Consider the following 19180-nt stretch of genomic DNA (forward strand, 5'->3'; position numbering starts at 1 on the left):
GGTGAATCGGGTTACATGTCTTCCAGTTTCCATTCGTCTTTCCATTCCAGTTTGATCTGGTCTCCGTCAAACTGGATGGGAAGCCACATATAGCGGCCGTCAATGGCGTTCTGGGGCCGCCAGATGTCCGCCATGAAGATGAATTTGCCGGGTTTGCCCTGTACGGGCAGGATGTAGGTGCTCTGTCCGCCGAAGGTGCTCCCGGCCTTGGGACCCACGCAGGGGTTTTTGAGCTCCGTCCACGGTCCGGCAATGCGGGGAGCCACGGCGCTGCGGGCGGCGTTCGGCGCCCAGCCTGTGCATCCGGAGGCGATGAAGTAGTATTTGCCCTTGTGCTTGAAGATGGCGGGAGCTTCCATGAAGCGGCCGGGGAAGACGCGGACGAATTTTCCGGTGTGCTCCGTGTAGTCCGGCGTCAGTTCCGCGATGTGGGTAGTGCTGTTTTCCTCGGAGGAATAGATGTGGTAGGCCTTGCCGTCGTCATCCACAAAGATGGTCATGTCACGGCTCATCTGTCCTTTTTCAAAGTCCTTCTTGAACATGTCCTCGGAACGCACGCCTTCCGGCAGGGCGCTGGAGGTCAGGCCGGGCACTCCCTTGAACGTTTTCATGGTCTGGTCCTTCTTGTCCATGTTCATGGGCCATTTGCCCGGATTGACGCGCCCGGCTTTCAGGAACGTGAACGGTCCGGTGGGCTTTGTGGCCGTAGCCACGCCCGCATAGGCCGCGCCATAGCCTTTTCCCTTGAGCTCCAGATGGAACCACATCACGTACTTTTTGGTCTTCTTGTTGTAGACCACCTTGGGGCGTTCCAGGATGCAGCCCTTGGCGATGGGGTGGGAGTTGTCCCCTTCCACCACTTTCAGGGCGATTCCTTCGTCCTTCCAGTTGTAAAGGTCCCTGGAGGAATAGCAGTGCACGCCCACCTGGGCGCGGTTTCCGGCGTCCCCCTCCACCTTGTGTTCCCCGTACCAGTAGTAGGTGCCCTTGTCGTACAGAATGCCGCCGCCGTGGGCATTGATGTGCACGCCGTTGTTGTCCGTCCAGATTTCACCGGGCTTGAAGGACGTGTGCCGGACCGGCGTTTCCGCGGTGGAAACGGCGGCCGCGCCGCAGAACAGGCAGAGCGCCAGAAGGGATTTCATGGTGTTTGTCATGGCCGGAATGGTGTGGAAGTAAGGGATGAAGGCGGTTCCGGCTGTCCGTACAGCTTGTCCCACGCGCGGGAAAGGGCGTAAAGGGCGTAGCCGGTGCCGTAGAATTTGTGATAATTGTACAGGGGGTAATCCCACCAGGAACCGTCTGTTCCCTGACGGGTGAGGATGTCGTCCGCCAATAGAGACGCATGGCGTTTTACCTGATTTGGGGCCAGCATGTCCAGACACATTCCTGAATAATAGTATCCGTAGTAGAAAAAGTAGCCGGAATTCTGGGCGAAACTTTCATGGGGAGTGGGCTTGTGCAGGGCCATCGTCAGCCATCCCCGGCGGCTCCACAGGCGGTCCAGTCCGTCCACGAGCTGGCGCAGGGAGATGTCCTCCGGCTCCCAGAGCCTGATGGCGTAGTCACAGGCGGGGGTGCGTGCCAGGCTGCCGGTGTGGCGGTTGATGGGCCGGCCGGGATAGAAGGCATGCCCCAGGGAATAGACGTAGGTTCCCGCCGGCGTCCTCTGGGATTTGAGGAATTTCAACGCGCGGCTGAATATTTTGTTGTCCAGCGACAGGCCGAATGATTTTCCGGCCATCCAGGCGGAGATGAGGACGGTTCCCGTCAGGAAGGAGGTAGGCTGCGCCGCGGGCCGTTTGCTGAAGCCGGAATAGGTGAGGTAGCCCCAGCCCCCCATGGCGGAAGCCAGCTCATTGAGCTTTTTCACCTGGGCGCCGGCGCAGCTTTTCAGCTCCCGGTAGCGCGGGCTGTTCCGGTCCAGTCTTGCGGCCCGCATGCTCATGGCGTCCAGCACGTAGGTATGCGCCCAGGTGTTGTACACGCAAAGGGAGTCGCCGCGCTTCAAATGGGGCATCGTACGGATCAGGTAGTTTTCCGCGCGGGTCATGGCCTGCTGCACGGCGGGTTCGTTGTGCAGGGGGCTGGCGTTAAGCCCCGCAATGCACAGGGCGGTGCTTGCCGTCTTGAAGGTGAGCGGGCCGTCCGGATAGGGGCAGAGGATGTTCCAGGTGCCGATCACCCGGTGGTCGCCCCAGGAGCCGTCCCTGTTCTGCGTTTTCAGCAGGAAGTCTACGCCGCGGCGGAACGCCTGGTCAAATTGTTCGGGTTTCGCGGGCGGGATGTCCGGAATTTTGGCGATCTGGATGGCATCCGCCTTTTCCGCCTGCGCGGGTTTCCCGTGCGCTGCGGGAAGATGCAGGCACAGAATCGCGAGAAGGCTGGTCGTCAGCAGGCGGAACATGGGTCAGGAGGCCGTTGCGGCATTGGAAGGGTACAGGGATTCCCTGACGCGGGAGACGGCGTACAGGGCATAGCCGGTACCGTAGAATTTATGGTAGTTGTACAGGGGATAGTCCCACCAGGAGCCGTCTTTTTCCTGCATGGGCAGGAGGTCGCTTGCCAGATGGGAGGCATGGCGCGCCAGATGTTCCGGGGCCACTTCCTCCAGGCAGCGGGCGGCGTAATAATACCCGTAGTAGAAGAAGTAGCCCGCGTTCTGGGCAAAGCTTTCATGGGGAATGGGCTTTTTCACGGCCAGGGAAAGCCAGCCGCCGCGGCTCCAGATGCGTTCCAGGCCGTCTTCCAACTGCCGCCTGGAGATGAAAGCCGGGTCATACCGCATCAGGGCCAGGTCTCCGGCGGGGGTGCGGGCCAGACTGCCGGTGTGGCGGTTGATGGGCCGGCCGGGATAGAAGGAGTGGGAAAGGGAATAGACGTAGCTGCCGGCAGGGGTCCGCAGTTTTTCCAGGCAGGCGACGGCGCGTTTGACGACGCGGGCATCCGGCTTGAGGCCGAAGGCCTGTTCCGAGTCCTTGTAGGCGAGCAGGACCGTAGCCGTCAGGAAGGAGGTGGGCTCTCCGATGGGACGTTTGGAAAAGGTTTCAAACGTATAATAGCCCCAGCCGCCCTGGACGTCCGCCATCTGGTCCAGCGCCTTGACCTGAAGGCCGGCCACTTTTTTTAGTTCCGCATACAGGGGGGAATCCGCAGGAAGATTGCGGGCCGCCCGGCTCAGGGCGGAGAGGCCGTAGGCATGGCCCCAGACGCCGAGCACGGTGCGCGTGTCTCCCCGTTTCAGGGTGGGCAGCGTGGTTAGCAGGTACTGCACGGCCTTGTCCAGCGCGGCCTTGACGGCGGGGTCCTCCTTCAGGGGGCTGGTGAGCAGGCCGATTACGCACAGGGAGGTGGAGGCCGTTCTGAACGACCTGGGCCCTTCAGGGTAGGGGCAGATGACGTTCAGCCCCTTGGTGCGCGTATGGCTTCCCCAGGAGCCGTCCCTGTTCTGTTCCTTCAGCAGGAAGTCCGCCGCCTTCCGGATGGAGGCGTCCAGGGTTTCCCGGGAGGGCGGCGGAACGTCCGGCACCCTGGCAATGGGAATGGTATCCCTTTTTTCCGCGTTTTCCTCCGGAATGGAGGCGCAGAGCGCCGTGCTGGCCCCCAGGGCGGCGAGAAAAAAGACGGCTTTATTCATGGAGGTCCGTAGGGGGATCAGGCCTGCTGGTCCTTGATGGTGACCTGGACGGGGAGGCCGGGAGCGAAGATCTGGCTGGCGGGAACCTTGGGCGTGATGATGATGCGGCGCTTGCCGTCCGCCCCCGGAATGGGGCTGGCTTCCGTAATGACGCCGGGAATCTGCATGTTCGTTACCTTGATGACGACGGCTTCCCCCACCTTGGGCGTGGCGGTGGAGTCCGGCAGCGTGGCCTGCACGATCAGTTCCGAGTTCGGCGGGACGATGGTGGCGATTTTGTCAAAGGCTTCCAGCTTGCCGCCGGGCTTGAGCTTTTCCGCCACCGGAATGGCTACCCATTTGTCCGCCACATAGCCGCCGTACAGCAGGATGCCGTTTTCAGGGGCCTTGAAGGCGGCCATTTCCCGGTCCGCTTTCAGTTCGTTGTATTTGTCCTGAAGGCGGCGCAGGGACACCTCCGCCTCCGTCAGGGCTATCTTTTTCTGTTCCAGGTCAAAATCAGCCTGCTTCCGGGCCTGTTCCAAATCCATCTGCTTTTCCTTGACCGCCGTGGCGTAGTCTTCCCCCAGGCGGTGGATGTTGCGCAGCTTGGCCAGCTCCGCGACGAGCTTGGCTCCCTGGACGGCAAATTCGCTTTCCCCCAGTTCGTTTTTCAGGCGCTTGAGGATGATTTCTTCCGTTTCCTCCGCCACCTGGTCATCCTTGTACATCTTGGTAAGCTGGTTCAGCTCCTCCTGCTTGTAGGACATGTGGCGCAGGGCCTTGTTGACGCGTTCCTCTTCTTCCGCCAGCATGCGGGCCTTCCGCTTTTCCAGGAAGTCTTTCTGGTCCTCCTCCGTCCGGGTCAGGGCCGTCTGGTATTTTTGCAGAGCCAGCGCGGAGCGTTCCTTCTGCTGGTCCAGGGCATACCGGAGTTTCAGCACTTCCAGGTTTTTGCTCTTGATGGTGCGTTCGTAGTCTTCAATGCTCTTGTCCAGGATGCGGAAGTCCGCCTGCGCCACGGATTCCCCCTTCTTGACGGAGCTGCCCTGCGGCATGATGCCGAGCAGGAAAATGTCCGAGCTCCCCTTGGGGGAGAAGGAAATGGACTTGGTGTTTTTCTTGGGAAGCAGGATGCCCGGGGCAATGGAATCCGCCAGGGCGGGAATTCCGATGAGCAGGGCGGCCAGAAGTCCGGCCGTTGTAAGAGTTGTGCGGTTCATGGTGGCAGGATGGAATTAGGATTGATGCGCGGAAAAGGGGACGAAGCGCCCCTTCTTTCCAAGAATAACGGTGTGAAAAGTGGTTTTCTTTCCTTTATGTGAGGCAGGCACGGCCTCCGTGCTCACTTCAAAACCCGCTTTTTGGAGTGTGCGGGCAAGCCGGACGTCCGGCCGGGCCACGGTGATGACCAGCAGGCCGCCCTGCTTGAGCGCGGCAAAATAGTCGGAAGCCTCCGCCACGCTCAGGTTCATGCGTTCATGCGTGGAACGGCACAGGATGGCGTGGAAGCTTTTCGGGTTTTTGCGGGCGATCTGGAGCGCCGGAGTGAATTCCACGCTGACGCGGGGATCGTGCAGGAAGCCGGGGCGTTCCCCGTCCATCAGCTCCTGGTGCCAGTCAACGAGCGGCTTGCAGGGCTCCGCTACGATGAAGCGGGCCTTTTCCCTCTGGACCAGGTCCATCAGGGCAAACAGGGTGAACCCCAGGCTTAAGCCGTCCAGGAGAAAAGCGGGCTGGTTGGCCCTTTTAACCGGGGCTGCCGCCATGGCCGCCGCCGCTTCATTGCTCCCATGGGAAAAACTGGACGCGAGCTGCACGCCGTCACGAAGAAGAAAATGGAAGCCGTCCCGTTCCCAGAGGTCGAGAATGGAACCGTCGGGCAAGGTGGTGGAAGCTAATTTGGTAATGGGTTTCATATGAAATAATGCCGGATACACAGCGTAGGAAAGAACGCTTTTCAGGGCAAGTCCGGACAGCGTGTTTAGGATGGAATACGCTCCAAATTAAAAAAAATTGCATGGAATTTGGGCTTTGCGCATTCTTTTTCTTGATTTACGGTCGGAAATAAGCGAGAGCTATCGTTCAGCACAGCTATTTTTTCCGATATGAGTAATCCACCTCCCCCCTCCATTCCGGGCGGTACTCCGCCTCCGCCCAGCATTCCGACTCCGCCGGCCGCTCCCTCCGTGCCCAAGGCACCGGCGGCTCCCTCTGTCCCTCCCGCCTCCGGCGCTCCTGCGGCTCCCGCCGCACCCGCCGCGCCGCCCGCTGCTGCTGCGCCCACCATTCCCCTTCGTCCCGCCGGGCTCGGCGGAGGCATCAAGCTTGGCGGCGGGTTGAAGACGGTTGCTCTCGGCTCCGCCACGACGCCCGTGGCTCCTCCCGCCGGTGCGGCACCCGCAGCCGCTGCGCCCACCGTTCCCCTGACCTCTCCCGGGGCAGGCATGGCGACCGCCCAGCTTCCGCAGGCCACCATCGGGCTGAATACCGCTCCTGCGGCCGCTCCGGTTTCTTCCGCCTCCTTTACGGCCAAGAAGTTTGAAGAAGATACGGAAGCGGCCCCCAATACGCTGCTCAATATTCTTTCCTTCGTGGCTCTTGCCTTTGCGCTTATTTTCGTTGGTTATCAATACGCCACGGATACCCTGGAAGCCCGCAGCATGACGGGCTGGCTGGGGAGCGACTCCAAGCCCGCTGCCGCGGCTCCCACCTCCGCCGGTGAGGAAGCGACCGATGACGCGGCCGCCGAATCTTCTTCCGATGACGCCTCCTCCGATGCCCCTGCAGAAGAGTCTTCCGATGATGGCGCCGATGCAGAAGAATAAGTGAACATAATGACTGTTGAAATACTCTAAGCGGTACTATGGCAAACGTATTTTCTGAAGCAAATTTTGAGGATGAAGTCCTGAAGTCCGACATTCCTGTGCTTGTCGACTTCTGGGCTACATGGTGCGGCCCCTGCCGCATGATCGCCCCGATCATTGACCAGCTTTCCACGGAACTGGCCGGCAAGATCAAGGTGGGCAAAGTGGATGTGGACGCCAACAACGGCCTTGCCGCTACCTATGGCGTGCGTACCATTCCCACCCTCCTGGTTATCAAGGACGGGGAAATCATGGATACGATGGTGGGAGCCTCTTCCAAGGACGCCATCATGCAGCGTTTGCGTCCGTTCATGTAACCGGATTGGTTTATTCATTCAAGCCGGCCTGCTGCGGAATGTACCGCGGCAGGCCGGTTTTTTGTTCCTGGGGCCTGTCTGAATGAATCCGGTGAAGGGAAGGCTAATAACGGGCCGTCCGCCGGGGTAAGATGCATTTTTTCTTGGCAGGACCGCCATGGAAGAATACATTGTCAGCATGGGCCCCGAGCAGCGGGACCGTTCCTCTACTCCTTTGCCGTTATGCGATTTATCTCTTCATTCCTCTCTGTCTTTTCCGCCTGCTGCCTTCTTCCCGCCGCATGGGGCGCTGGAGACATGGCGCCGGATTTAAAATCCGGCGCGTTCTGGATCCTCCCGCAACCGGATTTGTTTGGGAAATATTTCAACGGGGAATCCGGAGGCTGGGTGGACAGGGACAAGACCCAGCTCCGGATTGCGAAGCCTGCAATCAAAATAGGGGAAATGTCCCTGGGGGAAATGCTGGTGCACTGGAAGGAAGGCGTTCCCCAGTCCATGACCGTCATGATGTACAACAAGGGGGACAACGGGGCCATTGACAAGGATGAGTTTGAAAAACGCCTGGACCGCATCAGGGAAGGGCTGACCGCTCTCACCGGAGTGCAGCCCAGGGAGTACCGGGCCACCCGGAAGGAGGCGGTGGTCAAGGTCAATGGCTGGTCCTGGATTTGGGACAAGGGGGCGATTACCCTGGAAACCAATACGTCGCGGGAGGGCAGGGAATTTGAAGCGGAATTCATCCGGTTGAAGGCCGGCCCCACGGAGGCTTCCATCGCGAGGGGCGACGCTTCTTCCCGCGCCAGAAAGGCGGACATCAAGCAGCACGTCAGGAAAGAAGGAAAACGGGTGGTCATCCAGGACATTCCCATGGTAGACCAGGGGCAGAAGGGTTATTGCGTGGTGGCGACCGCCGCCCGGATTTTTGCCTATTACGGAATGGATTACGTGGACCAGCACGAACTTGCTTCCCTGGCCAATTCCTCCGCGGAAGGAGGAACCAGCACGGCGGCAATGGCGGAGAACCTGAAAAAGATAGGGGCGCGCTTCCAGATCCGGATCAAGGTGCTGGATTCCCTGACGGACACCCGTGATTTCCGGAATCTGCTGAAAGCCTACAACCGCGCCGCCTCCAAATTAAAAAAGGAGAAGGTGGAGAATGAATATGACTGGTCCGGCTTCTGGGACAATGCGGACGGGGAGGTGCTGAAGCTGGCGCGCGCCGGATCTCCGTCCCAGATGGACAAATGGCTCAACGCCATCAGGCCCTACATCACGGCGGGCATTCCCGTGCTGTGGTCCGTTCAACTGGGCATCGTTCCTGAACCGCTGCGCCTGTCCCAGACGCGCGGTGGCCATTTGAGGCTCATCATCGGCTTTGACGAGGAAAAGAAGACGCTCATCTTCTCGGATTCCTGGGGTGCGGCCCACACGGAAAAGGAAATGCCGCTGGCGGACGCCATCGCCATTACGACGGGGCGGCAGGTTATGCAGCCCTCCAAATAAGGCCGTGCTGCACGCCCTCCTTCCGCTGCCGGAAGCGCCTGAATATTCTCTCCGGAGAAAAGTAATTCTGCTGGCATGGGAAAGGCGCTGTATTATACTTGCGCCATGATCAGCAGAACATTGGTGAAATATGCTTTGAACAGTGAGGCGGAAATGCCGGACGTATTGATTCAGGGCTGGGTGCGTACGCGCCGTGATTCCAAGGCTTTTTCCTTTCTGGAAGTAAATGACGGTTCTTCCGTGGCTTCCCTCCAGGTGGTGGCGGATGCAGGCATTCCCGGTTATGAACGGATTGGGGAAATGACCACGGGCTCCGCCGTGAGCGTTCGCGGGGCTCTGGTTGCCGGACAGGGCAGGCAGCGATGGGAACTGCGCGCTGCCTCCCTGGAGCTGGTGGGGACCGCTCCGGATTCCTACCCTTTGCAGAAAAAGGGGCATACGCCGGAATTCCTGCGTTCCATCGCCCATCTGCGCCCCCGCACCAACCTGTTCGGCGCCGTGTTCCGCATGCGCAGCAGGCTGGCCTATGCCATTCACCGGTTTTTCCAGGAGAGGGACTTTTCCTGGGTCAGCACGCCCATTATTACCGCCAGCGACTGCGAGGGCGCCGGTGAAATGTTCCGTGTGACGACGCTGGACGTGGGCGACGCCGCCTCCCGTGACGCAGCCCTGGATTTCTTCGGCAAGGCGGCCTACCTCACCGTGAGCGGACAGCTTGAAGGGGAGGCGTTCGCATGCGCACTGAGCAATATTTATACCTTCGGCCCCACTTTCCGGGCGGAGAACTCCAATACCACGCGCCATGCGGCGGAATTCTGGATGGTGGAGCCTGAAATGGCCTTCTGCGACCTGTACGGAGACATGGACATGGCGGAAGCGTTCGTCCGCTTCCTGGTCGGCGACGCCCTGGAGAACAGCGCGGAAGAGGTGGAATTCCTGACCCGCTTTGTGGACAAGGGGCTGCGGGAACGCCTGGAGCATGTGAAGGAAACGCCGTTTGTGCGCTGTTCCTATACGGAAGCCGTGGATATTCTGCTCAAGAGCGGGAAAACGTTTGATTACCCCGTTTCCTGGGGCATCAACCTCCAGAGCGAGCACGAACGCTTCCTGACGGAAGAGCATTTCAAATGCCCGGTCATCGTTTACAATTACCCGAAGGAGATCAAGCCTTTCTACATGCGTCTGAACGAAGACGGCAGGACCGTTACCGCCATGGACGTGCTGGTGCCCGGCATCGGGGAAATCGTAGGGGGAAGCCAGCGTGAGGAACGGCTGGACATTCTGGAGGAAAACATGCGCCGCATGGGCATGAATGAGGAAGCCTACCGCTGGTATGCGGATCTGCGCCGCTACGGCACGGTTCCGCACGCCGGATTCGGAGCCGGGTTTGAACGCCTGCTGATGTTCGTGACCGGAGTGACCAACATACGCGACGTACTGCCCTTTGCCCGCACGCCGCGCAACTGCGAGTTCTGACCTGCGCGGAGAAGCTTCCGTTTTTCCGTTCGGGACGGCATTGCGCGGCCCCGGAGCGGGCGCGTTGGCGAATGGGGAAATGCTTGTGAAAATTGACCCCGCCGGCAAAAGAAAACCCCGGCTTTCCCTTTGGGGAGCAAGCCGGGGTAAAATCGGTGCTGGGGCGGAGACTACTGTCTCTTTCTTCTTAACAGCAGGGAGCCCAGTCCCAGCAGGCTCAGCGTGGCCGTTGCGGGTTCCGGAACGGTTTCATAGTTGATCAGTACCTTGGTGACGCCGTTTTCTGTGACCTGTGTCACGGTCGCCTGTACCTGGGAGTTGCTGGCGATGTTCAGGCCGCTCAGGTCCAGATTGAGGTTGCCTCCCTGCTGGGCGGATTTGATGGAAGCCAGTTCAATCGTTCCGCTTCCGGAAAGGCTGTTCATATCCAGCGTGCCGGTGAAGGTGACGGTTTTTCCGTTGGTCCAGAAGTTGGTGAGGTCCGTAGCGGTCCAGGAACCGTGTTCCGCCGCCGTAAAGGTGCCGAAATCCAGCGTAAAGTCACGGCCCAGTCCAAAGGCGTTGCTGGATTCAAATACCAGATGGGAATTGCCTTCCAGGGTAAAGGAATTGACGTTGAGATCCCCTATCGTAGTCGTGCAGACCAGGGTGCTTCCGGACCCTACCTGGACCGTATTGGTAGCGCCGAAGAAGGATTGCGCGGTGGACCAGGTAACGGTTCCGGCGTTTTCCCCGATGATGGCGTTGTCATTGGTGCTGTGCTGCGGGAAGTAGCCGTTCGGCGCGCCGTCCACCGTCCAGTTGTTGGAATCTCCATAGATCCCGTTTCCTGCCGCTCCGCTCCAGACATAGGTGGCAGCCTGGGAAATCCCGGCGGATAGGCAGCATAAAATGCAGAATGTAGATAATCTCATGCTCAACAGATACTTTAACAGAGACACGGATAACGGATTTCCAATCCGGCGTCAATGCAAATGTTTGAGGGAGGAACACATCAGGCAAACATATCTTTACTACAACTTAAACGGAAAAGAGGGCACGAGCATTTAATTAATTCATAATTCATTTATTGTAAAATATTTATTTTTTAATAAACCGGGAATCGGATTGGAAATCCGTGCAGACGTCATTCCTTTATTTCGAAATGCCGTTTTTAAAAGAAAAGATTTAATGTGCGGCAGGAGACAGTGGCTGAAACATACGGAAAACCCTTTCCCGCACAGGGCGGGAAAGGGCCTACCATAACCAAGTAAAAGCATGCGCTGAAGCGCCGTCCTACTTAGAACGTATAGCTGATGGCTCCGTTGATTCCATGGGAGGTCAGCTTGTTGCGGGTCTCGAACTGATAGCAGACCCGTGCTCCCCAATTGCTGGAGAAAAGCACGTCAATGCCGGCATTCAGGCGGAATGCGGTGCGACCGACGTTGACGCCGCGCACGTTCCAGGCTCCCAGGGGTCCGCTGACGTTGGACTTGGGATTCATGCGGCTCACATCCTGCGCCGCGGCCACCGTCAAGGCCGGGGTGATGGTGGTGCCGCCGTCCGTCTGGTAGGCGCGGGCGATGGTCACGCCCAACGGAATGGTCCAGTTCTGGGCGCGGGCGTGGTCAAAGGAGCGGCCGTAAGGTCCGCTTTCCGAGAAGCCCTTGAGTTCGGTGGTCATGAATTCGATACCCGTGTAAGGCGTTACGAAGGCCTTGCCGAGTGCGAAGTGTTCCGTCCAGGTGGCGTACAGGCCGCCGCTGAAGGAGTCCGCATTTTCATTGCCGTTGGCGGCGGTTCCCATGATGTAGGAATTGCCCTTGAACTTGGAGCGTCCGTAGGCGCCGTAGCCGTCCAGCGTGAACTTGCTTTCCCTGAAGGGATGCATGCGGCCGTAGATCATGGCCATGAAGGAATCCACGTCGTAGTCGGAGCCGAATCCGCTCTTGTCCTTGATGTCGCCGAAGCTCTGGCCCACTGCAATGCCGATCAGGGAACCCTGGGCAGCCTTGTAGTCAATACCCACGGCATAGCCGCCTGCATTGTACTTGTAGCCGGAGATGCCTCCGCGGGCGTCCTGGTCATCCCAGTTGCCCATGCCGCCTACCCAGATGTTGCCGTTGCCCTTGGCGATCGTCTTGCGGGCGATCGGGGAGCCCTTGGCGTCCACCACTTCAATGGTGTCTTCCGTCTGGCGGGCCATGGAAGCGGCGGACTGGATGCGTCCCAGGTCGGCAAAGCTCCTCAGCGTCCGGCTGGCGGCCCACGCGAAGTTCATCACGTTTTCACCGCTGACGGACTGAATCATGTTGGCAGCTTCGTTCGGGTCCGTCACGCGCAGCAGGGTTTCATAGAACTGGGCGGCGGGAGAACCGGCGGCCACGTTCAGGCGGTTGCTTTCCAGAGCGGCCGCTACGGTGTAAACGTTGCCGTTGTAGCCGGACATGGGACCGTCAATGCCCCTCATGTTCTGGGTGATGGTGGTGGTGCCTTCCGTTGTTCCCGGAGCCATGGTGGTGGTCAGGAACAGGTTGTTCAGCAGGCGTCCGGAAATGTCCGTGCCGTTCAGCGTGACGTTCACGCTTTCCGTGCCCTTCTTCAGCTGGGCGATCGGGACGGGATTGCCGGTGGCGTCGGATACCTGGATGCCCACGCGGGAATTATCCGTGAAGGTGGCCGGGGTGCCGAAGTCAAGCACGGAGCCGTCGCTCAGGAGCAGGGTGGAATCGCCGCCGAAGGTGGCGGAAGCCCCCTTCATGGTGGAATTCTGCGCCAGGGTCACCTGGCCCGTCCGGATGTCGTAAACCGTATCGTCCGTGCCCATTACGGCGGCGCCGATGGACTGGAGGGGACCGACTTTTCCGGTAGCGGCGTCCACGGTTCCAAAGGTGGCGTGGCCGATGATCAGGTTGCCTTCAAGCTGCTGGTAGGTGCCTCCGAACGTGTCGGTGGCTCCGCCGCCGTAGACGAGGGTGCCCGTGCCGGTCTTCGTCATGACGGTCTGGTCAGCGGCCAGAGGGGCGGCGTCAGCCGTGGGGGCCGCGGGAGCCGCGGTGTCAATGCCGTCATTGATGAAGGTGTAGGCGGTGCCGTCCGTATAAACGTTGATCTGGGTGTTCTGGCCCGCATGCACGGAACCGAGGACGCCGTTGGACGTGTTGTCGGAAAGAACTGCGCCGGAACCGATGTACAGGGTCTGGCCGTCGGCCAGGTTGATGGCGGCCTTGCCGGCGTTGGTGGCGGTGTTGCCCACGACCTGGGTGCCGTCTCCGATGGAGATCTGGCCTCCCGCAGTGATGATGCCGTCAGCGGCGGTATTGCCGGTGATCACGCTGTTGGTGCCGATGGCAATATTGTCATCCGCCGTCAGGGTGGAATTCCCCTTGACGGTGGTGTTGTTGCCCAGGGTGACGCTGCCTTCGATGGTGTCCAGCTTTTCCGTGCCCACAACCGTATTCCAGTTGCCGTCGTCATTGCTGTAAACCGTCTTGTTCAGGTCGACGGATTCCGCGGAAACGGTGGTGCCGTTCAGAACGGTGTTGTCTCCCAGGGAAACATTGCCGCCTACAGTCTTGATGATGATGGATCCGGCCGTGGTTTCACCAAGGACGATGCCGCCGGAAATGCTGTCATCCATGGAATCGATGACGGTTTTGCTGTTCTGGTTGTTGGCCGCGTCAAACTGTTCCGTGGTCACGGTGCCGATCCCGGCCGTGGAGGTCACGTCTCCGTTCAGCGTAACTTTGGCCGCCGGATCACTGACGATCTGGCCGGTAGCCGTCACGGTGTCCTGCATGGTGACGTTGTTGCCCAGGACCACGGCCTGCTCGTTGGAATTGCTGTAGGTGTCGTAGGTCGTCCTGGTATAGGCCTGACCTGCCGGGGGCGTGGAGGGGTCCACCGTGTGGGCCGCCTGGCCGGTAACGGTGACGGCTTTTTCCATGGAAACGTTGTCGCCGATGCCTACCTGTCCGTTCGTGGAAGTGACGGTGGCGCCTACCGTCTTGGGATTGGCGGCGTCATTCGTTCCTTCGATGGCAATGTTCCTGCCGTCAATGGTGGTGGTGTCCGTGGCGTTCGTGACTACGATGTCATTGTCGCTTCCCAGGGGTTCGCTAAGCGTGATGTCGTTGAAGCTGACCTGTCCATTAACCAGATCATAATTGAAATTAACCAGTTTGCCGCTGGGGTCCGCCATTTGGACGGTAACGTTGCCCGTTCCGGAGATGGCGTTCAACTGGGCCCGTTGTTCCTGGGTCAGTGTGATGTTATCGGAGCCTGCCGGCACGGTGATAGTGATGGTTGACGCTTCATTCGAGGCGGCAGCCTGGTTCCAGGCCGTCACGAATGAATCGGCGCTGTTGGCCGCATAGTTAGCTGCCGTAGCAACGGAGAAACTGCCAAGGCAAGCGATAACTGCTGCCAGCAGCATATGTGGGAGTCTTAATTTCATGCTTTTTTATTTGTTTAATGATTAGGTGGTTATGCGTTCGTGACAATCACGGCGCCCGAGGTTTTAGATGATTCTCGTTCCGGGCTGTTCAGTGGGATGACATGGGAAGGTTTGATGGAGATGGGAATGAAAATGATTCAGGATAAGATGGTTGCGGCTATTGTCTGGCGGTCTTTGTCATGACAGGGTTTTTAAACCTGGAGCCGGAAAGGAATTCCAGAAAGCTTCCAGTAAATTCATTTTCCTGAGAAGAAAAAATATCTCATTGATGGTGAGGGATGTATGATGTTTTCTGGGTCCTCTTTTATTTTGCTGTTTCCTTCCCGGAATAATGGCCGTGAAAATGGTTCAAACATAAATAAGAAAATTTGTTTCCGGCTGTGGTGGCAGTTTGGATGCTCCGTTCCGCCTCTGCAAGAATGGAGCCTCCCGAACAGGGATGTGTCCAAAGCTGTGCAATCAGGCGAATTTTATTGACTGCCAACGGTCGGCAGCCTATTACCGGGGAATGACTACCCGATTGTTTACGGTCCTCGCGGCCGTGTTGCTGCCGCTTGCCCCGGCGCAGGAGGCCGATGTGCCGCACCAGCCGCGCGTGTGGACCAATACCGCCGGCAAAACCATCACGGCGGCTTTTGTCCGCTTCAACGCCGCCGGCAGGAAAGTTTCCCTTAAATTGGAGAAAGGCCGACAGGTGGAACTGCCTCTGGCAAGCTTGTCCGGGAACGACGTGGACTGGATCAAGGAGCATGTTCCGGAAGCCATGAGCAACCAGGAGCGCATGCAGCGGCATACGGAAGGAAGGCTGGGGAAGATCACTAAAATCCCCGCTACGGCTTCCTATCCGGAAGCCTTTGTCTATTATCCATCTACGCTGAAGGCGGAAACTCCGCCTCCCGTCATCATTCTGTTTAATTCCGTAGGCAATGGACAGCACATGGTCCAGAAATTCCGGAAGGCCTGCGAGGCCAACGGATGGGTGGCCCTGGGATTGACGACGTTTAAAAATTCGGAGTCCAAGGAACATGAAGCCGGACTGGGCAAGCTGTGGACTTCCACGAACGGGAGTTTGGAGAGAATGGCCTTTTTTGATGCGGACCGCATGTACATGGGCGGCATTTCAGGCGGAGCGTCCCGTGCCTTTACATATAGTGAGCGCAGGATTCCGCCCGTCCGCCCGTGGAAGGGGATTGTATCCATGGGCGGCTGGCTGGGAGGGAAGGACCGCCTCACGTGCCCCACGCGCATGGCGGTGGCTATTATTAATGGAGACAAGGACGGAGGGGCCAACAGTGCCGTCAGCCATGACGTCAAGGTTCTCAAAAGAAGACAGTGCGCCATCAAGGAATTTCCCTTTCCGGGAAAGCATGAAATGCCGCCGGACGAGAATTTGGTGGAAGTCCTCAAATGGATGGAGGAGGTGTCTCCCCAGACCTCCGCGCAGCGTCTTCCCTCCCCGGCGGAAAAGGATTAAAGACCCGGTGCGCCCCGCATTTACCGCAGGAAAGGGGGACAGGCTTCTTATTCTACCGCCCACTCCTCCACCAGGCTGGCCGGGAATTCATCCAGAAAGCGGGAGGGCATCTGCATGAAGGTTCCTCCCTGCGCGCGGCAGTTCCAGCGGGGGTAGGTCAGGTAAAGCTGGTCCTTGGCGCGGGTGATGCCCACGTAGAAGAGGCGGCGTTCCTCCTCAAGACCCGCCAGGTCTCCGTCGTCAATCACCCGCTGGTGCGGGAACATGCCGTCGCACAGGCCGATCAGGAAGACGACGGACCATTCCAGCCCCTTGGCCTGGTGGATGGTGGACAGGGTGACGGCGCCTCCGGAGAGATCCGCCGCCGCGCTTTCATCATCCGTATTGCCCAGCAGGGAAAGCTGGGAGAGGAAATCCTCCGTGGATTCAAAGCGTTCGGAGAATCCGGCCAGGTGCAGGAGGTCCTGCCTGCGCTGGTCGTAATTCTCAAAGGCGGCCTGCATGTACTCGTCATACACGGCTTCATTGATGGAAATGAGCATGGAGGCCGGCCCGGCGATTTTTCCGGCTGGGGCCAGTTCATCCAGCGTGTAGCAGAGCTGCGTCCAGGCCGTTTTGGATTTGGCCGGGACCGGAAAATCCAGCATCAGGGCGGAGAAGGATTCCGGCGGCGTTTCCAGCCGGCTTTCCGGGCATGCCGCCCAGCGTATCCAGAGCTTCTGGGCCATGCCGGGACCGATGCCGGGCAGCAGCATCACCATGCGGCGGAAGGAGAGTTCATCCCTGGGATTGACCACAAAGCGCATGAACGCCACCACGTCCTTGATATGGGCCTGTTCAAAAAACCTGATGCCGCTGGTGATGCGGAAGGGGATTTCCCCGCGGGTCAGTTCCATCTGCAATTCCATGCTGTGGAAGTGCGCGCGGTAGAGCACGGCTATTTCATTGGGGTCCGTGCCTTCTTCAATGAGGTCCCGGATGCGCTGGGCGACAAATTTGGCCTGCATCCTGTCGTCGTTGAGCGGAACGAGGGCCGGGGGCATTTCCCCGGTAGGCCGCACGGAGCGGAGCCTTTTTTCAATCTGCACCTCGTTGGCGGCGATGGCCGCGTTGGAGAGCTCCAGAATTTCCGGCACGCTGCGGTAGTTGGTCTCTATCTTGAAGGTCTTTGCCGCCGGGTAGCGGGTAGTGAAGCTGAGGATGTTCTCCATGTCCGCCCCGCGCCAGGAATAAATGCTCTGGGCGTCGTCCCCCACTACCATGAGCTGGCCGTGTTCCCGGGACAGCAGGTCGATGAAGCGGCTCTGGAGGTAGTTGGTGTCCTGGTATTCGTCCACCAGGATGTGCTGGAAGCGGGAGCCGTACAGGGCGCGCAGATGCTCCTGTTCCTGGAAAAGCCTCACGACGTTGAGCAGCAGGTCGTCAAAGTCCATGCTATTGGTTTCCTGCTTGCGGGCCACGTACTGTTCATGCACGTCCAGGATGGCGTCCAGGTGGTTGGAGAGGTACGGATAGGCGTTTTCCAGCGTTTCCTGGATATTGGCGCCCTCATTATCCGCCAGGCTGAACAGGGAGGAAAGAACTTCCGGTTTGGGGAAGCGGGTGGATTTCTCATCCAGTTTGAGGGACTTGATCACGCTTTTAATCATGGATTTGCGGTCGTCGGAATCCATGATCGTGAAAGCCGGAGTATAGCCCAGGTATTCCGCGTGCTGGCGCAGGATGCGGTTGGCAATGGAATGGAACGTGCCGCTCCACAGGCGGGACAGATCCAGGGGAATCAGGGAGCGAACCCGTTCCGTCATTTCCCGCGCCGCCTTGTTGGTGAAGGTCAGCAGCAGGATGTTCCACGGGTCCGTGCCATGATCCAGGAGCCACGCCACGCGGTAGGTCAGCGTGCGCGTTTTTCCCGAACCGGCCCCTGCAATGACGAGCGCCGGCCCCGGTTCCGAAGAAACGGCTGCATACTGTTCTTCATTAAGGGCCGTGCGGTAGTCGATCCCGGAGATGGGAGCGGCTGGTGCGGCATCCTGCTTGATGACGTAGCGGCGGGCCATGCGTTTCAGTTAATAGTTAATAGAGAATAGTTAATAGAGAATAGTTAATGGGATTGGTTGAAAAACTTTTCTCTCCACTCTCCACTCTAATCACTCTTTAAAAGTCCAGGTACATTTCCGCGCGGCGGTTTTCCTTGCGGGCTTCATCCCGCGTTCCTTCGTCCGCCGTGGGGGAGTAGGTGCGGCGCGGTTGTGATTTGCCGAATCCCTTCGTGATGATTCTTTCCGCAGGAACGCCGAACTGGACGAGCTGGGCCTTCACGGCCGCCGCCCGGCGTTCGGAGAGGCCCTGGTTGTAGCGTTCACTCCCCACATCGTCCGTGTGGCCGCTGATTTCCAGCTTCTTGCCGCTATCCGTCTTGATGGCCTCCGCCACAATCTGGAGCTGGCGTTCGGAACGCTTGGACAGAGAATCTTCATTGAAACCGAAGAACAGGGCCAGGGAATCGCCCCCCTGCGGATTCTTCACGATGGGGATGAAAATGTCGTCTCCGGCCCCCTGCCGTTTCGTGTAGGCTTCCAGCATGTTGTCCAGGGAGGCTTCCGTAATCAGCCATTGTTCATCCTTCTTGGCTACGGTCAGGCCCACGTTGCCGGCTTTCCTGCCCTGGGCGTCCTGCAGGTGGACGAAAAAGCCCGCATTGGTGGGCGCTTCATAGGCGGTTTTGATGGGAGCGTCCTCCCGGAGGCGGAAGGCGCCTTCTTCAAACAGGATGCACAGCCCGGCCACGGTGGCGTCCTGCACCTTGGTTCCGTCCACGAATTTCCGTGCCGTGCGGAAGTCCGCCTTGGCAACGGCGTCCATGAAGGAGCTGACGATGCCCATGGGATCGTTCATGGCCATGGGGGCGGCCTTGTCCTTGGCCAGGTCCTGCTTGCTGGGCAGCGTAAGGGTGTCCAGCGTCCACTGCTGCTTGTCATTGCGCTTCATGTCCAGGTAGCCGCGCGCGCCGCTGCTGAAGTTGAGCGTGTATCTGGCCGTGGGGTTGGCCCCCTGGTTATTCGCGCCGATGCTGGTGATGCCGGGGGTGGAAAGGCGCACATGGCGCGCTTCCATGAGTTCCCGGATGATGCGGCCCTGGGCCTCCGTGACGGCCTGCTGGATTTCCAGGGATTTCAGGGTGTCCGCGTCCCGGTCCTGAATAACCTTGGCAATCGCCTGCGCCAGCGTCTGGGGGGAGCTGAGGTTGACCAGGGAGGACGGCGTGGCCGTCTGCCGGCTGATGTCTTCCTTGGTGAGCGGGTCCACGGTGGGCTGGGGCGTTACCGTCTGGCGCGGAGGAACTTCCGTTTGCGCCGCGGGTTCAGCGGGGGCGGGCTCCTCCTCCCGGTTTCCCAGGAACAGGAAGACCAGGGCCAGGCTGCCCACGACCAAGAAGCTGATGATGAAGGCGGTGATGGTGGATGCGTTTTTCATTGGAGGTGAATGTATGAA

At 59.3% G+C, this 19180-nt stretch carries 14 protein-coding genes; 5 read left to right on the top strand and 9 right to left on the bottom strand.

Going from position 1 to position 19180, the window contains the following annotated elements; all coding sequences use genetic code 11:
* Window positions 1-11 precede the first annotated feature (11 nt).
* Genes QSJ36_RS03715 through QSJ36_RS03735 form a run of 5 tightly spaced genes read right to left on the bottom strand, consistent with a single transcriptional unit; the run spans window position 12 to window position 5535 of the window.
* A complete protein-coding gene (locus QSJ36_RS03715; protein WP_251828004.1) occupies window positions 12-1145 on the bottom strand; it encodes a glycoside hydrolase family 43 protein in 1134 nt (377 codons plus the stop codon).
* Between the two features lie 8 nt (window positions 1146-1153).
* Complete coding sequence (locus tag QSJ36_RS03720; protein ID WP_102729850.1) at window positions 1154-2407, bottom strand: prenyltransferase/squalene oxidase repeat-containing protein; 1254 nt, start codon at window positions 2405-2407, stop codon at window positions 1154-1156.
* 3 nt (window positions 2408-2410) lie between these two features.
* Window positions 2411-3637, bottom strand: coding sequence for a prenyltransferase/squalene oxidase repeat-containing protein (locus QSJ36_RS03725; RefSeq protein WP_215458382.1), 1227 nt, complete (start codon window positions 3635-3637; stop codon window positions 2411-2413).
* Window positions 3638-3654: 17 nt separating this feature from the next.
* Window positions 3655-4839, bottom strand: a complete 1185-nt coding sequence (locus QSJ36_RS03730) for a hypothetical protein (RefSeq protein WP_022396331.1) — start codon at window positions 4837-4839, stop codon at window positions 3655-3657.
* A gap of 15 nt (window positions 4840-4854) precedes the next feature.
* Entirely contained in the window at window positions 4855-5535 is a 681-nt protein-coding gene (locus QSJ36_RS03735) for a hypothetical protein (RefSeq protein WP_102731255.1), read from the bottom strand.
* 189 nt (window positions 5536-5724) lie between these two features.
* Here QSJ36_RS03735 and QSJ36_RS03740 point away from each other — a divergent pair, with 189 nt between their 5' ends.
* From QSJ36_RS03740 to asnS, 4 genes are all read left to right on the top strand, one after another.
* A complete protein-coding gene (locus QSJ36_RS03740; RefSeq protein WP_285467032.1) occupies window positions 5725-6444 on the top strand; it encodes a hypothetical protein in 720 nt (239 codons plus the stop codon).
* 38 nt (window positions 6445-6482) lie between these two features.
* Window positions 6483-6800, top strand: a complete 318-nt coding sequence (gene trxA / locus QSJ36_RS03745) for a thioredoxin (RefSeq protein WP_022396328.1) — start codon at window positions 6483-6485, stop codon at window positions 6798-6800.
* A gap of 297 nt (window positions 6801-7097) precedes the next feature.
* Complete coding sequence (locus tag QSJ36_RS03750; protein ID WP_215443253.1) at window positions 7098-8303, top strand: C39 family peptidase; 1206 nt, start codon at window positions 7098-7100, stop codon at window positions 8301-8303.
* Between the two features lie 108 nt (window positions 8304-8411).
* Window positions 8412-9779 carry an asparagine--tRNA ligase gene (gene asnS, locus QSJ36_RS03755; protein ID WP_180971069.1) on the top strand — a complete coding sequence of 456 codons (1368 nt, stop codon included), beginning with the start codon at window positions 8412-8414 and terminating at the stop codon, window positions 9777-9779.
* A 170-nt stretch (window positions 9780-9949) separates the two neighbouring features.
* Here asnS and QSJ36_RS03760 read toward each other — a convergent pair whose 3' ends face one another.
* Window positions 9950-10693, bottom strand: coding sequence for a PEP-CTERM sorting domain-containing protein (locus tag QSJ36_RS03760; RefSeq protein ID WP_022396325.1), 744 nt, complete (start codon window positions 10691-10693; stop codon window positions 9950-9952).
* A gap of 365 nt (window positions 10694-11058) precedes the next feature.
* Window positions 11059-14214 carry an autotransporter outer membrane beta-barrel domain-containing protein gene (locus tag QSJ36_RS03765; protein ID WP_285467037.1) on the bottom strand — a complete coding sequence of 1052 codons (3156 nt, stop codon included), beginning with the start codon at window positions 14212-14214 and terminating at the stop codon, window positions 11059-11061.
* A gap of 508 nt (window positions 14215-14722) precedes the next feature.
* On the opposite strand from QSJ36_RS03765, the gene QSJ36_RS03770 reads away from it, so the two are divergent.
* Entirely contained in the window at window positions 14723-15688 is a 966-nt protein-coding gene (locus tag QSJ36_RS03770; RefSeq protein WP_285467040.1) for a hypothetical protein, read from the top strand.
* Between the two features lie 47 nt (window positions 15689-15735).
* Here QSJ36_RS03770 and QSJ36_RS03775 read toward each other — a convergent pair whose 3' ends face one another.
* Together QSJ36_RS03775 and QSJ36_RS03780 are read right to left on the bottom strand one after the other, a co-directional pair.
* The gene (locus tag QSJ36_RS03775) at window positions 15736-17745 is read right to left on the bottom strand and encodes an ATP-dependent helicase (protein ID WP_102731257.1); all 2010 of its coding nucleotides are present in this window, start codon (window positions 17743-17745) and stop codon (window positions 15736-15738) included.
* Between the two features lie 97 nt (window positions 17746-17842).
* Entirely contained in the window at window positions 17843-19162 is a 1320-nt protein-coding gene (locus QSJ36_RS03780; RefSeq protein ID WP_285467043.1) for an OmpA family protein, read from the bottom strand.
* Between the last annotated feature and the right edge of the window lie 18 nt (window positions 19163-19180).

The organism is Akkermansia sp. NBRC 115031 (assembly GCF_030268505.1).
Lineage (GTDB): Bacteria > Verrucomicrobiota > Verrucomicrobiia > Verrucomicrobiales > Akkermansiaceae > Akkermansia > Akkermansia massiliensis.